Origin of the sequence: Shumkonia mesophila (genome assembly GCF_026163695.1) — a bacterium.
GTDB classification, from domain to species: domain Bacteria; phylum Pseudomonadota; class Alphaproteobacteria; order Rhodospirillales; family Shumkoniaceae; genus Shumkonia; species Shumkonia mesophila.
In genome coordinates this window covers 1-13,406 of the sequence record NZ_JAOTID010000004.1, presented here as the reverse complement: position 1 = coordinate 13,406, position 13,406 = coordinate 1, and the positions used below count along the sequence as shown (strand labels likewise).

17 protein-coding genes and 1 pseudogene are annotated in these 13,406 nt (G+C 67.6%); 6 read left to right on the top strand and 12 right to left on the bottom strand.

All coding sequences use genetic code 11. The annotated features are described in order from the left end of the window. Positions 1 to 301 precede the first annotated feature (301 nt). Together ODR01_RS08320 and ODR01_RS08315 are read left to right on the top strand one after the other, a co-directional pair. Entirely contained in the window at positions 302 to 1,207 is a 906-nt protein-coding gene (locus ODR01_RS08320) for a response regulator (RefSeq protein ID WP_316977174.1), read from the top strand. A gap of 29 nt (positions 1,208 to 1,236) precedes the next feature. Then, entirely contained in the window at positions 1,237 to 3,075 is a 1,839-nt protein-coding gene (locus ODR01_RS08315; protein WP_316977173.1) for a sensor histidine kinase, read from the top strand. A gap of 27 nt (positions 3,076 to 3,102) precedes the next feature. Here ODR01_RS08315 and ODR01_RS08310 read toward each other — a convergent pair whose 3' ends face one another. After that, a complete protein-coding gene (locus tag ODR01_RS08310) occupies positions 3,103 to 3,720 on the bottom strand; it encodes an RNA polymerase sigma factor (protein ID WP_316977172.1) in 618 nt (205 codons plus the stop codon). Between the two features lie 508 nt (positions 3,721 to 4,228). Then, positions 4,229 to 4,346: pseudogene (locus ODR01_RS08305) on the bottom strand (IS630 family transposase); the annotation flags it as partial. Between the two features lie 174 nt (positions 4,347 to 4,520). On the opposite strand from ODR01_RS08305, the gene ODR01_RS08300 reads away from it, so the two are divergent. Then, positions 4,521 to 4,964: a CGGC domain-containing protein gene (locus ODR01_RS08300; RefSeq protein ID WP_316977171.1), complete on the top strand. Its 444-nt coding sequence runs from the start codon at positions 4,521 to 4,523 to the stop codon at positions 4,962 to 4,964. Here the strand turns inward: ODR01_RS08300 and ODR01_RS08295 are convergent. The 10 genes from ODR01_RS08295 to ODR01_RS08250 all read right to left on the bottom strand — a co-directional run bounded on the left by ODR01_RS08295 (position 4,955) and on the right by ODR01_RS08250 (position 11,396). Next, positions 4,955 to 5,773: an Mrp/NBP35 family ATP-binding protein gene (locus ODR01_RS08295; RefSeq protein ID WP_394356812.1), complete on the bottom strand. Its 819-nt coding sequence runs from the start codon at positions 5,771 to 5,773 to the stop codon at positions 4,955 to 4,957. The two genes, ODR01_RS08300 and ODR01_RS08295, sit on opposite strands and share 10 nt — an antisense overlap. Positions 5,774 to 5,957: 184 nt before the next feature. Then, positions 5,958 to 6,947, bottom strand: a complete 990-nt coding sequence (locus ODR01_RS08290; protein ID WP_316977170.1) for a radical SAM protein — start codon at positions 6,945 to 6,947, stop codon at positions 5,958 to 5,960. Then, complete coding sequence (locus ODR01_RS08285) at positions 6,944 to 7,435, bottom strand: C-GCAxxG-C-C family protein (RefSeq protein WP_316977169.1); 492 nt, start codon at positions 7,433 to 7,435, stop codon at positions 6,944 to 6,946. Before ODR01_RS08285 ends, ODR01_RS08290 begins: the two co-directional genes overlap by 4 nt. A gap of 114 nt (positions 7,436 to 7,549) precedes the next feature. Then, a complete protein-coding gene (locus tag ODR01_RS08280; RefSeq protein ID WP_316977168.1) occupies positions 7,550 to 8,434 on the bottom strand; it encodes an ATP-binding protein in 885 nt (294 codons plus the stop codon). After that, positions 8,427 to 9,314: an ATP-binding protein gene (locus ODR01_RS08275; RefSeq protein ID WP_316977167.1), complete on the bottom strand. Its 888-nt coding sequence runs from the start codon at positions 9,312 to 9,314 to the stop codon at positions 8,427 to 8,429. The genes ODR01_RS08280 and ODR01_RS08275 overlap by 8 nt, the downstream gene beginning before the upstream one ends. Next, complete coding sequence (locus ODR01_RS08270) at positions 9,311 to 9,658, bottom strand: NifB/NifX family molybdenum-iron cluster-binding protein (RefSeq protein WP_316977166.1); 348 nt, start codon at positions 9,656 to 9,658, stop codon at positions 9,311 to 9,313. The genes ODR01_RS08275 and ODR01_RS08270 overlap by 4 nt, the downstream gene beginning before the upstream one ends. A gap of 147 nt (positions 9,659 to 9,805) precedes the next feature. Beyond that, positions 9,806 to 10,192, bottom strand: coding sequence for a NifB/NifX family molybdenum-iron cluster-binding protein (locus ODR01_RS08265; protein WP_316977165.1), 387 nt, complete (start codon positions 10,190 to 10,192; stop codon positions 9,806 to 9,808). Beyond that, positions 10,189 to 10,542: a DUF134 domain-containing protein gene (locus tag ODR01_RS08260; protein ID WP_316977164.1), complete on the bottom strand. Its 354-nt coding sequence runs from the start codon at positions 10,540 to 10,542 to the stop codon at positions 10,189 to 10,191. Before ODR01_RS08260 ends, ODR01_RS08265 begins: the two co-directional genes overlap by 4 nt. 120 nt (positions 10,543 to 10,662) lie before the next feature. Next, positions 10,663 to 11,013, bottom strand: a complete 351-nt coding sequence (locus ODR01_RS08255) for a DUF5320 domain-containing protein (protein WP_316977163.1) — start codon at positions 11,011 to 11,013, stop codon at positions 10,663 to 10,665. Between the two features lie 2 nt (positions 11,014 to 11,015). Then, a complete protein-coding gene (locus ODR01_RS08250; protein WP_316977162.1) occupies positions 11,016 to 11,396 on the bottom strand; it encodes a DUF134 domain-containing protein in 381 nt (126 codons plus the stop codon). Between the two features lie 189 nt (positions 11,397 to 11,585). Between ODR01_RS08250 and ODR01_RS08245 the strand changes: the two genes are divergently transcribed. Genes ODR01_RS08245 through ODR01_RS08235 form a run of 3 tightly spaced genes read left to right on the top strand, consistent with a single transcriptional unit; the run spans position 11,586 to position 13,333 of the window. Next, positions 11,586 to 11,978, top strand: a complete 393-nt coding sequence (locus tag ODR01_RS08245; RefSeq protein ID WP_316977161.1) for a RidA family protein — start codon at positions 11,586 to 11,588, stop codon at positions 11,976 to 11,978. After that, positions 11,975 to 12,412: a DUF1489 family protein gene (locus ODR01_RS08240; RefSeq protein ID WP_316977160.1), complete on the top strand. Its 438-nt coding sequence runs from the start codon at positions 11,975 to 11,977 to the stop codon at positions 12,410 to 12,412. Before ODR01_RS08245 ends, ODR01_RS08240 begins: the two co-directional genes overlap by 4 nt. 33 nt (positions 12,413 to 12,445) lie before the next feature. Further along, complete coding sequence (locus ODR01_RS08235) at positions 12,446 to 13,333, top strand: dihydrodipicolinate synthase family protein (protein WP_316977159.1); 888 nt, start codon at positions 12,446 to 12,448, stop codon at positions 13,331 to 13,333. Positions 13,334 to 13,406 lie beyond the last annotated feature (73 nt).

The window sequence follows — 13,406 nt, the reverse complement described above, 5'->3', positions numbered from 1 at the left end:
ATCGAAAAGATGACCGCGGGGCAAACCCGGGCCGCGAGGTTGGGCCTCGCGTCACTGCCGCCGAATTGACATGGGATAGGGTGTCAAATGTTGGATAGCGCGTTCAGGCCGTGGAAGCCGCGCGGGAGCCGGACCGAAAAAGGCGGCACCGCCGCCTATCGCTTCGATGACTCCCTCGATCGCTGGTTGAAGACCGAACTCGACACCCTTTACCGGGACGTGCTCGACGCCCCCCTGCCGCCCAAGCTCGCCGAACTTGTGCGTCTTTGCCAGGCCAAACTCGATGCGAAGGAACGTAAACATGGAAGGAACCCATCGCAGTCCACGGGCCCGGACCAGCGTGCCCGGAAGCAACTTGGCGCTGGGGCGCCCCGGCCCGTCGCTGGGGGCGGCGGGGGAAGCCCATCCGCGAAATGACATCGTCCGCCACATCCCGTATCTGAGGCGGTATGCCCGGGCGCTCGCCGGCTCGCAGGAGGCGGGCGACCGTTACGTGAGGATCTGCCTGGAGGCGCTGGTGGAAGAGCCGGAAAGCCTTCGCCCCGGCCTCTTCCGCCGGCTTCAGCTCTATCATCTGTTCCACCAGACGTGGACGAGGATCGCCGAGCCGATCTTTCCCAGCGACCTTCCACCCGACCCGACGGCCGGCGAACCCCTGGACCCGCTGCACGGGCTTTCCTCCCGCCGGCGCCAGGTGCTGCTGCTGACGGCGGTGGAAGGGTTTTCCCTGGACGAGGCGGCGGCGATCATGGAGATGTCTCCGGAGGAGGCGGAAATCGAGTTGACCGCCGCCCGCATCGAGCTCAACGACCAGGCGGCGACGTCGGTCCTGATCATCGAAGACGAGCCCATCATCGCGTTCGATCTCAGCGATATCGTCAGCGAGATGGGCCATGACGTGATCGGCACCGCGGCGACGAAGGACGAAGCGGTCGCCCTGGCAATGCGCAGGCGGCCGGGCATCATCCTGGCCGACATCCAGCTGGGCGACGGCAGCTCGGGCATCGACGCGGTGGCGGAAATCCACCGCACGCGCGATGTGCCGGTGGTGTTCGTCACGGCCTATCCGGAACGGCTGCTGACCGGGGCGCGCCGCGAGCCGGCCTATCTGGTGACCAAGCCGTTCGAACCGGATGTCCTGAGGGTGACCATCTATCAGGCGCTGCTTTCGCAGAGGAAGCCCCCGATCCCCGGTACGGTGTGCTGAGGCGGCCGGGCCCGCGCGGGGGATGAGCCGTGGCGTTTTCCCGTCCCATCACCACCGGGTCGCTGACCCAGCGGCTGGTGATTTTGTTTACGTTCATCCTGCTGGTCCCGACCGTTCTCAACGTGTTCCTGGCCTGGGACGCCTTTTCGGAAAACACCAAACGGGCCAAGCTGTCGGTCCGCCAGTTTGCGGTGCTGGCGGCCACCTACGAACGGCGGTTTTTCGACGACACCCGTCGCGTCCTGCAACGGCTGGCCCACGAACAGGTCATCCGGCGCCAGCAGGCCGATCACTGCACCCGCCTGTTGAGGCAGACCCTGGAAAACTCCCGCGAGTTTTCCAACCTGGTCTATTCCGACGCCGACGGCCGGCCGGTTTGCTGGACCGCCGACAGCATCGAAAAGGTGCCGGCCCAGGCGCAGTTGCAGGAGCGCACGGCGGTGCGCGACTTCTCGCTCAGCGACTACATGTTCACGCCGGATTCGCCTTTTCCGGTGATCATCGCCACGCAGCCCGTGTTCGCCGACGACGGGCGGCTGGAAGGGGTGCTGAGCGCGTCCATCGAACTCTACTGGCTGACGACCTTCGTGCACGAGGCGCGCCTGCCCTCCGACGGCGTCTTTTTTCTTCTCGACAGCAACGGCAACGTGCTGGCCAATCGGGCCCTTTTCTTCGATAACTGGAATCCGGCCCTGCCCAAGACCGGATCGGGGCCGTCGCGCAACGAAACCCTGCGCTTCGCGGTCGGCCAGGATCTGATCGACGAGGTGGTCGGCCGGCGGCTGGTCGACTTCGAGGCGATCGGCAACGACGAGGTGCGCCGCGTCTACAGCAGCGTCGCGCTTCCGCACGGCAACGTGACGGTTCTGTTCGGCGTTCCCGCGGCGACCGCCCTGGGTTGGATCGAGAAGGACCTGGTGACCCGCATCCTGAGCGTCTGCGGCATTTGGTGGACCGGCATCGCCGCGGCGTGGCTGGGAACCAGGCTTTTGATCACCCGCTGGATCATGACGCTGAGAAGGATGGCCCAGGCGCTCGCCGGCGGCGACTACGCGGTGGCGGATTTCAACCTGAACGAGGCGCCGAGCGAACTGCGCAGCCTCGGCGAAACCATGATGCTCATGGCCGGCCGCATCGAGGCCCGCGAGGAGGAACTGTCCCGATCGGTGCAGCAAAAGGACATCCTGCTCAAGGAAATCCATCACCGGGTCAAGAACAACCTGCAGATCGTCAGCAGCCTTCTCAACCTCCATGGCAAGTCGGTCGCCGAGCCCGATGCGCGCAACGCGCTGGAAGACGTCAAGATGCGGGTGCGCGCCCTGGCGCTCGTTCACCGCTACCTTTACGAGGCCGACGACGTGCGTGTGGTTCCCTTGCAGATGTTCATGACGGAACTGTGCCGGACGCTCGTCAACAGCCTGTCGGACGCCCGGCGCCGCGTCTCGCTCCAGGTCGACATTCCCGAGATGACCATCGTCTCCGACTGGGCCGTCCCCGTGGCGCTCCTGGTAACCGAGGCGATCACCAACGCCATGAAGCACGCCTTCCCGGACGGACGGCCCGGCAAGATCTCGGTGCGCCTTGCCCTGAATGGGGCGACCGGGCAGGCGGTGCTGACCGTCTCCGACGACGGGGTCGGGCCGCCGCTGTCCGATCCGGATCAATCCAACCGCCACCTGGGGCTTCACCTGATCCAGGCCTTCGCCCGCCAGATCGGCGGCGATTTGGCGATTTCGGGGCCGCCCGGCATGACCCTCAAGGTCCGCTTCGGCATTGCCAAGCTGACCGGGGATGGCGACCGGCGCGAACTGCCCGCCCCCAGTCGCGAACTGGCCTTGCGCGGAACGGGGGCGGCAAGCGCCGCGTGAAGCGCGCCTGCCGCGGCCCCCGATCGCCTAGGCCGTGTCGGAGGAAAGCGCAACCTTGCTGCGCGACGACGATTCCGGGATGTACCCGCCCTCCAGCTGGGTCGAGACGAGGTCCACCGAGATGTCCTCGAGACGGAGGATCTTGCGAAGGTTCTTTCTCGCCCGGCTGAGGCGCGACATCACTGTGCCGATGGGAATTTGCAGCACGTCGGCCACTTCCTGATAGGCCAGTCCCTCGAAGCCGATCAGCAGGATCACCGCGCGCTGCTCTTCGGGCAGGCGGTTGATGGCGTCCACGGCTTCGCTGCAGACGAGACGGTCGGACTGATTGGGGCCGGAAGCAAGGAAGAGACAGGCATCGAAGGGGATATGCTCGCCCCCCCGGGACTCGCGCTTGGCGAGGTCGATCCGGGCGTGATGCAGGATGGTGAGCAGATAGTAGCGCAAGTTGCGGATCTCGCCGCCGCTGTCCAGATAGGTCAGCGCCCTTTTCAGGGTTTCCTGGACAAGATCGTCGGCGTCGTCCGGGTTCGCCGTCAGGGCCCGCGCGTACCGCCGCAGCGCCCGGATGTGCGATTCCAGATCGCCGTCGGCGAGATCAAGGGGAGTGGAGGCACGCTGCTGAAGGGAAGTGTGGATCGGCACGCTTGATCTCCCTCTCTCGATGCTCTTGAGAGGGAGTTGTGCCGGTGGCTGGGGCATCTCCTGGGCAATGGTGTGACAATGTTGTGGCATGCCCGGTCGTTCGCCCGGGGGCGGCATCTCCTCGCTACTCTCCCAGCCACGTTCGTCCAGCCATTCGATCTCGTGGTGCAATGATTCGTGCATGGGCCACCAGAATTATAGTTTGGAAAATGACTACAATTCGCATGATAGACTTAATAAAAATTAGGAATATTGCAAAAAAGGATATATGAATTGCCATTTAATACTAAGATAATGCTTTTTGATTACTACTATTGGCGTAGACATACCCCGATTGCGTCGGATTATATCCTTTTGATTATTTCAGAAAATTCAAAGGAAATGCGGAGGCGCAGAAGGGACGGGCGCAGCACGTCCTCTACGGCGTAAGCACGGCCTAGAGGCAGCCGTCCTGCTTGTCCCGGAAGGTTTTGGAGGGGGCGGGACCGTTCGCCGCCAAGCTAGGGCGTTACCCGATCACTCGAGCAATGGCGTCCCACAGGCTGGGGCGGGCGGCGGTCTTTTCGAGGAAGGCCTTTGAGCTTTGCGAAGGCCATCTCGATGGGGTTGAAGTCGGGGCTATGGGGCCGACTCCGCCGCAAGACGCCTATCGATCTGCCGTCGTTCGTGCCATATGTTATAATGTATCTTTCCATTTCGAACGCATGGCGTTAGCCAAACAGAATCGCGGCCGCCGGCTGGAATGGTCTGACTTTTGTGCCAGGATATCGACCACTCGAAGGGTCTGAAAGAATTCCCCAATGACAAAAATAGGAATCATCATCTGCGCCCGATACCGCGATTGCGGCGGCGGGAAGTGCTTTCGGGCGCTCAAGGAAAGGGTTGGGGCGTTCTCCCGCTATCCCGCCTCCGAGCCGGTGGAAATCGTCGGCTATACCAGCTGCGGCGGTTGCCCCGGCGGCAACATCGAGCTTGTTCCCGAGGAGTTCAAGAAGAACGGCGCCACGGTCATCCACCTGGCGACCGGTTTCATCGTCGGCTATCCGCCGTGCCCGGATATCCGGCGCTTCAAGGCTTTCATCGAAACGGCCTTCGGTCTGCCGGTCGTCGTCGGCACCCACCCGATTCCCCAGAAGTACGTCGACGTCCACGAGCGGCTGCCGTTCTGGAAGGAAACCGACATGGAGGAACTGATCAGGCCGCTCCTCCAGGAATCGGAGGCCATCAAGGCGGCCTACAACTGAACCCGTTCGCCGGGGCCGGCCTTGCCGTCCTGCTCCGGCGCGATCCCGGCCCAGAGGCCGTCGGCGATGGACAGGAAGGCCTGCGCCTGCGGGCTTTCCGGCTCGGCGATGACGATGGGGGTGCCGGCGTCGGAAGTCTCGCGGATGCGGACATCGAGCGGGATCTCGCCCAGGAAGGGCACGCCCAGGCGCTCCGCCTCGCGCTTGGCGCCGCCGTGCGCGAAAATGTCGGTGCGGGCGCCGCAATGGGGGCAGATGAAGTAGCTCATGTTCTCGATGAGGCCGAGCACCGGGACGTCGACCTTCTCGAACATGTGCAGCCCCTTGCGGGCGGCGGCAAGCGCGATGTCCTGCGGCGTCGAGACGATGACGGCGCCCGAAAGCGGCGCCCGCTGCGCCAGGGTCAGCTGGGCGTCGCCGGTGCCCGGCGGCAGGTCGATGACCAGCACGTCCAGCGGGCCCCAGTCGACCTCGGCCAGCAACTGCTCCAGCGTTCGCGCCACCAGCGGGCCGCGCCAGACGACGGGATCGGCCTCGCCGACCACGAAGCCGATCGACATGCAGGCGATGCCGTGGCTGACCAGCGGCTGGATGCGATCGCCGTCGGCCGCCATCGGCGTGCCGCCGATGCCCATCATGCGCGGGATCGAGGGGCCGTAGATGTCGGCGTCGAGCAGCCCGACGCGGCGGCCGCGCGCCGCGAAGGCGGCGGCGAGGTTGGCGGCCACCGTCGACTTGCCGACGCCGCCCTTGCCCGAGGCGACGGCGATCAGCGCGTGGACGCCGGGCATGGGGACGGGTGTGTTCATGGCTTTTCCTCCTGATCCCGCGGGTGCCGCGCTCCGACATGTTCCCTCTCCGCCCTCGGGGGCGGAGAGGGTGGGGTGAGGTGGGGGAGCCTCAGGCGACGGCGCCAGCCCACCTCACCCTCCCACGCCTTCGGCGCGGGCCCCTCCCTCTCCCCCCTGAAGGGCGAAGAGGGACGCTTCAGGTTCAGCGGATGTGGGCATGGATTCTCTCCCGTGTCTTGCGGGGCCTCGACGAGGGAGGCTTTGGGCCCCCTTCCGGCACCCCGAAGTAGAACACCCGGCCGCCGGCCCGGCAGCGCCCGACGGCGCCCTCGTCCTGCAATTCGCCCAGCAGCTTGATGACCTCCAGGCGATGGAAGCCCAGCGCCGTGGCGATGTCCTCGACCGTGCACGGCCGCCGGCGGAGCAGTTCGCAGACGCTGGTGCGGTCGGCGGAAGAAAGCACGGTGCGGGTCTTGCGGTGGTCGTAGTCCTCGATGACATCGACCGGGCAGGAAAACAGCTTGGCCAGGGCGCGCAGGCGGGCCGGCATGGCAGCCTCGGCGTAGGTCTCGGCGGTGGGGCGGGTGGCGGTGTTGATCTGCACGCGGTCGGGCCCGATGCGCTCCACGAGGGCGGCGATCTTGCGGACTTCCGCCTCGATGGCGGTGTGGCCGGCCAGCAGCATGACTTCCAGCCAGTATTGGCCGGTGAACTCCCGGCGGAAGGCGGCGAGCCCGTCCACGATACGATCGAAGTCGAGGTCGGGATGGGGCCGGTTGACCGCCGCAAACATCTTGGCGTCGCCGGCGTCCAGCGACGGGATGACGAGCGAGGCCCCCAAGAGGTCGCGGCGCACCTCGGGTTGCCACAGCAGCGAGCCGTTGGTCAGCACGGCGATGGGAATGGCGGTCATCGCCCGGACCGCCTCGATCAGCTCGCCGATGCGCGAATAAAGCGTCGGCTCGCCCGAGCCGCTCAGCGTGATGTAGTCGGGATGGCTGGAGAGCCTGGGGGCGAGGTCGGCCAGCACGGCCTCCAGCGGCACCCATTCGCGGCGCGCCAGGGTCTTGTCGGTGGTGCGCCCGACCTGGCAGTAGATGCAGTCGAACGAGCAGGTCTTGTGGGGCACCAGGTCGATGCCGAGCGAGCGCCCCAGGCGGCGCGACGGCACGGGACCGAACACATGGCTCATCGGGATGCCTCCTTCCGGCGGATGTCCGCCAGCTCTTCCTCCAGCAGGTCCTCGACGATCTCGACGGCCGAGCGTACGAAGGCCGTGCAGTGGGTGTGGTGGATGTTGCGGGCGTGGACCTCGTGCTCGCCTTCCGGCGTCGAGGGATCGATGCCGATCAGAAGCCGGCATTCGACGTTGCCGTGGCGCTCGGAAAAGCGCCGGAACAGCTCGCGCGTGCGCTTGTAGGCGGCCTGCCGGTTGGGCGGCTCGGCCTTGGCGTCGGTGGCGAAACCCAGCGCGATGGTCCCGGCGATCAGGGCGCCGCAGACGTTGCCCTGGTGGCCGATGCCGCCGGCGAAGGGGCGGCCGGCGCCGATCGCCGTCTTCTCGTCGATGCCGATGCGGTCGGCAAGCCCGACCAGGACGGCCTGGCCGCAGTTGAGCTTGAGCGTCCCCGGATCGTGGGGTTCGAAATGGGAAAGGGCCTTGGTGACGGCGCTGCTCATGGTCGTGCCTTTTCTTGGGGCGGGCCGGCCGCGACCGGCGCCGTCCGGGGATGGGTCAAGCCGTTGCTTCAACAGGGTCGGCGCGTCTCGCGGCTTGGCGAACGGCGGCGCGCCTCAGGCCGCCCGGCGGGCGGCGGTGAGTTCCAGAATGGCGCTCCAGGCGGCGCGCAAGGGGGCGGCTACGGCCTCGATGCCGGCCTCGGTCACGGTCTGGCCGGCGACCATGGCCGCCGTCACCCCCGGGTCGTAGGGGATCTCGGCGATGATCGGCAGGCCGCGCGCGGCGCAGGCCTCGCGCACCGCGCCGGCCGCCGGGCCGCCGAGGTCGGCCTTATTGAGGATGACGGCCGCCGGCACCTCGAAGCGGGCGGTCAGCTCGGCCACCCGTTCGAGGTCGTGGCGGCCCGACGGCGTCGGCTCGGTGACGAGCACGGCGAGCTGGGTTCCGGTGAGCGAGCTGATGACCGGGCAGCCGATGCCGGGCGCGCCGTCCGAGAGGATGATTTTACGGCCGGTGGTGACGGCCAGCTCGCGGGCCTCGCGGCGCAGTTCCGACACCAGCAGGCCCGAGTTCTCGGCGCCGGGGAACAGCTGGGCGTGGATCAGCGGCCCGAAGCGGGTTTGCGAGCGGTAGCGGCGCCCGCAGCGCCGCACCGGGAAATCGATGGCGCCGGCCGGGCACAGCGCCACGCAGGCCTTGCACCCCTCGCAGGCCAGGGGGTTGACGGCATATTCGCCGTCGGCGGCGACGATGGCGCCGAACCGGCAGATGTCCATGCAGAACCCGCAGGCGTTGCAGCGCGAGGGGTCGATCACCGCCACGTGGCCGGCCCGGAAGTCGACGGCGACCTCCCGCGTCGGCCTCAGGATGAGGGGCAGGTCGGGGGCGTCGACGTCGAGATCGCAGAGGACGGCGTTGCCGGCCAGGTGGACGAAGGCGGCCGTCACGGTGGTCTTGCCGGTACCGCCCTTGCCGCTGATGACGGTGATCTCAGGCATGGGCGGCCGTCCTTTCCTTCACCGACACCACGAGGCCGCGGATGGTCTTGGCCAGCACGTCGAAAATATCGCGGAGGCCGGGCGACACGCCGATGGCCGTCTCGCCCCGCGAATAGGCGGCGGCGATGGCGCGCTCGAACGGGATCTCGGCCAGGATGGGAAGGCCGCTCGCCCGGCAATAGTCGTAAACGCGGCGCTCGCCGGTTCCGGCGCGGTTGATCACCACGCCCACCGGCACGCCCAGCGCCGCGAAGGCGTGGCGGGCCAGCTTGAGGTCGTGCAGGCCGAAGGGCGTTGGCTCGGTGACCAGCACGACGACGTCGGCGCCGGAAACCGCGGCCACGGCCGGGCAGCTGGTGCCCGGCGGCGAGTCGATCAGCGCGTCGACGCGGCCCGCCGTCTTGGCCAGGCCCTCGGCGAGGCGGGCCTTGACCTGGCGGATCAGGGGCGGGCTCAGGGCTTCCCCGATGCGCAGACGGCCCATCAGGAAGCCGATGGCGCCGGCCCGGCCGTCCATGATCTCGCCAAGCACGCGCGACCCGGGCGTCAGCGCCCCGCTCGGGCAGACCTTCAGGCAGCCGCCGCAGCCGTGGCACATGTCGGGAAACACCGTGGGGAAATCGCCGAACAGCGCGATCGCCTTGTACTGGCAAAGCGCGACGCAGGCGCCGCACGCCGTGCAGCGGGCCGGATCGGCCACCGGCACCTCGATGACGGCGTCTTCCGGCGGCGACAGGCGGGGGTGCAGGAAGAGATGCAGGTTCGGCGCCTCGACGTCGAGATCGACCGCCACCAGCGGGCGCGGCCACACCTCGGCCAGCGCGGCCGTCACCAGCGTCTTGCCGGTGCCGCCCTTACCGCTGGCGATGGCGACGATCATGGCCGGCGTTCCGCCTTAGCCGGCTTGGCCGTGTAGCGGGAGACGGCTTCGCGGACGGTCATGCCGGCGCAGTCCTCCTCGACGGCGATGCCCGCCGCGGCGAGCGCCGATTGCGCCTTGGGCCCGACGCGGCCGGTCAGCAGCACGCGGGCGCCGGCCTTGGCGATGGTCTCGGCGGCGTGGATGCCGGCGCCGCCCGACATCGTCGCCGCCGCCGCGTTGGAAAGCCAGGTCATCCCCTCGGCCTCGGAATCGACGAGGGCGAAGCCGGCGGCGCGCCCGAAGCGCGGATCGACCGGCGCGTCCAGGGACGAGGACTCGGCCGTGATGGCGATAAGGGTCATGGGGTCCTCCGATGGGGGGGCACACTCTCCCAAGTCGTCATCCCCGCACTTGTTGCGGGGATCCACGTCTTCGGGCCGACACGAGAAAGAAGGCGTGGATGGCCGGAACAAGTCCGGCCATGACGAATCAGGATGAGGCGCCAGGCCTTAGTGGCAGCCGCCCTGGCCGCCGCCGCAGGTGTGGTCGTCGCCGAAGCGCGTCAGTTGGCCCTGGGCGAAGGCGACCATCGCCTCGCTCACCAAGCGGTTGCCGCCGTGGTGCATGACCATGATGCCGGCGTCGGTGAAGCCGGCCAGGGGCCGCATGCCCATGCCGCCGGCGATCAGCACGCGGGCGCCCTGCTCGGCCAGGTAGCGCACGGGCCCCAAACAGCCGCCTTGCTCGTGCGGCAGGTTGGGCACGATGCGCACGCCCTCGATGCGGCCGCCGTCGACGGAAACCAGGGTGAACACGTCGCAGTGGCCGAAATGGTCGGACACGGCGGCCTCGAGCCCGCCCGGATGGGCGGATGGCACGGCAACGATGGTGGTCATTTTGGACTTTTCCTTCCTTGGTCGGTGTTTTGTTGGTGTTGGACGGGATCGGTGTTGTCGGCGAGGCGGACGTTGCCGCCCTCGACGCGAAGGGCCATGCCCTCGACGATGGCCCGCGTCACGGTGCGCCGGGCGGCGCCGAGAATCCGCCCGAAGGTCTGGCGCGATATGCCCATGCGCTCCGCCGCCGCGCCCTGGTCCAGGCCCTCGAGATCGGAAAGGCGCAGGGCCTCGAAGCCGTCGAAGGCGAGATAGACCTCCTGGAGCGCGTGCATGGGAACGCCGCGCGGCTTGAAGTCGATGACGCCGGGCAGCGACTCGACACAACGGCACTTGCACGGCCTGGGCATGGACGGGGCATTCCAGTTATGATCAAAAGACTATAACCGTTGAGGCGTTCTCATTCAATAGCAACGGCCATTATAGTCTTTCGACTAAAACGTGGGCTGTCGGGGCGGCTGCGGCGGCGATCAGGATTCGCCCTCGCCGCGCAGCGCGCGCCCGATCCCCGTCAAAACGTCCTCAACCTCGCGCAGGCGCGACTTGAGCCTGTTGCGTTCGGCCTTGAGCACGGCGCGCCGTTCGTCCGGATCGGTTTTACCCTCGTCGAGGGTGACGGGCGCCGGCGTCGGAACTGCCGGGGCGACATCGTTGCCGCCGCGGCCACGGCCGAACCCCCAACCGCGACGCTGCCGTCGCCCCCTCGCTTGTCCGACAGCGGGATCCGTCGCCTGGACGTTCCGCTGGCCTCCGCACATACCCATGGCCCGACCGGTCATGGCTCCGGCCCCTCGCGGGCCCGTACGATCGAAATTCGGCATGATCATTCTCCTTCTTCCTGAAGCACTTTCCGCCAGCGCCGTCCTTGTCCGTGTCCACCGCCGCCCCGGCCATGCCGGCCCGGGCCGCCGCCGGCCACTTGGTAGTCGCCGCCGGCGATGCGCAGGCCCCAGCCGTTGACCAGGGCGCCAGCCACCGTGGCGTGCGCTTGGGTGAGGATGCGCGAAAAGGTGGGGCGCGAAACGCCCATCATGGCCGCGGCCGTGGCGTGGTCGTAGCCCCGTTCATCGGCAAGACGCAGGGCTTCCAGCCCTTCGACCGGCAGAACCACGCCTTGCAGGGTTTCGAGCGGCACGCCGCGCGGCGCGAAAAAGTCGGCCGTCGGATGGCATTCGACCCATCGGCACTTGCGGGGTCTGGGCACGCCACGCTCTCCTTTAAATGAACCTATGCTCATAACAATTATCCGGTTGTTGGCAAGAGTCAATAAAATAATGAACAAGGGTTCATAACGTAGAAGGGGGATGCGGGAACCGGATGACAAGTGGCGGCGGTTGCCTTACATGAAGGCCCGCCGGCGCAGACATGCCGGCCCGGGACGAAGAGGGGGGAAATGGCGCGCCGAAGGATTTCATCGGGCTCGACGTTCGAGGAACTGGCCGGCTATTCGCGGGCCGTGATTGACGGGCCCTGGGTGTTCGTGTCCGGCACCACCGGCTTCGATTACGCCACCGGCACCATCGCCGCCGATGTCGCGGCGCAGACCGAGCAGGCCTTCGCCAACTTGGCGGCGGCGCTGGATCGGGCCGGAGCCTCGCTGGCCGACGTCGTGCGGGTGCGCGTCTATCTGGCCGAACGGGCCGACTTCGAGACGGTGGCGCCGATCGTCGGGCGCCATTTCGCCGGCATCCGGCCGGCCAACACCACCGTTATCTGTACCCTCGTCGATGCGCGCATGAAGGTCGAGATCGAGGTGACGGCGCTGAAAGGGGACACCGCGGCGTGACGGTCCATCTGGTCAAGATGGCGGTGGGGGTGGAAAGCATCCCGCACCTCGAGGAAATCCAGGCCCGGCGCCTGCGCGCGGCGGTCGAGGCCGGCGGGCCGGCGGTGTTGCGCCACGTCACCCGCAACACGCCGAGGCGCGCCGAGGAGATCCTCGACGGGGGCTCGATCTATTGGGTGATTCGTGGTTTCATCCAGGTCCGCCAGGCGATCGTCGACGTCGCCGAGCATGCCGACAGCGATGGAACGCCGGCCTGCGCCCTGGTGCTGGACCCCCGCGTCGCGCGCACCGAATTGCGCCCGATGCGGCCGTTCCAGGGGTGGCGCTACCTGGCGGCCGAAAAGGCGCCGCCCGACCTGCCGGCGAACGGCACGGAAGCGGGGGACCTGCCGCCCGAGATGGTCGAGGAATTGAGGGCGCTCGGGCTTCTCTAGGCGGCGTGACGATAAAGGGGTAAGGGGAGGAACATGAACGATCCCGATTTCCACGGCGTATTTCCCTATCTGGTGTCGCCCATCGGCGACGACGGCCGGGTGAAGACGGCGGTGCTGGAACGCCTGGTCGACCATCTGATCGCGCGTGGCGTGCATGGGCTGACGCCCTTGGGCAGCACCGGCGAATTCGCCTACCTCGACTGGGAACAGCGCCGGGCCGTCGTCGAGACGGTGATCCGGGCGGCGGCCGGCCGGGTGCCGGTGGTGGCCGGCGTCGCCGCCACCACCACCGTCGAGGCGGTGCGTCAGGCGCAAGCCTTCGAGGCCATGGGGGCCAACGGCATCCTGGCGGTGATGGAGGCCTACTTCCCGGTACCCGACAGTGGGATCGAGGCCTATTTCCGGGCCGTCGCCGAGGCCGTTTCCTGCCCGGTGGTGCTTTACACGAACCCGCAGTTCCAGCGCTCCGACCTGTCGCTGCCGGTGATCGAGCGGCTGGCCCAGGTGCCCAACATCCTTTACCTCAAGGACGCCTCGACCAACACCGGGCGGCTGCTGTCCATCATCAACCGGGTGGGCGACCGTTTGCGCATTTTCGCCGCCTCCTCGCACATCCCAGCCTGCGTCATGATGATCGGCGGCGTCGGCTGGATGGCCGGTCCGGCCTGCCTGATCCCCGAGGCCAGCGTCAAGCTTTACGACCTGTGCCGGGCCGGCGCCTGGGCGGAAGCGATGGAGTTGCAGCGCCGCCTGTGGCGGGTCAACCAGATGTTCGCCAAGCACTCGCTGGCCGCCTGCGTCAAGGGCGGGCTCGAACTGATGGGCTTCGAGGTGGGCTCGCCGCTGGCCCCGCAGCCGGCGCTTTCCCCCGAGGGCCGCGACGAGGTGCGCCAGGCTCTGGCCGCCGTCGGTGTCCTCTAGAGCGTTATCCGATCACTCGCGGTCATATCCGGCAGCGGCGAAGTAGTTTTCGCATTCAGTCGGCGTGAATGTA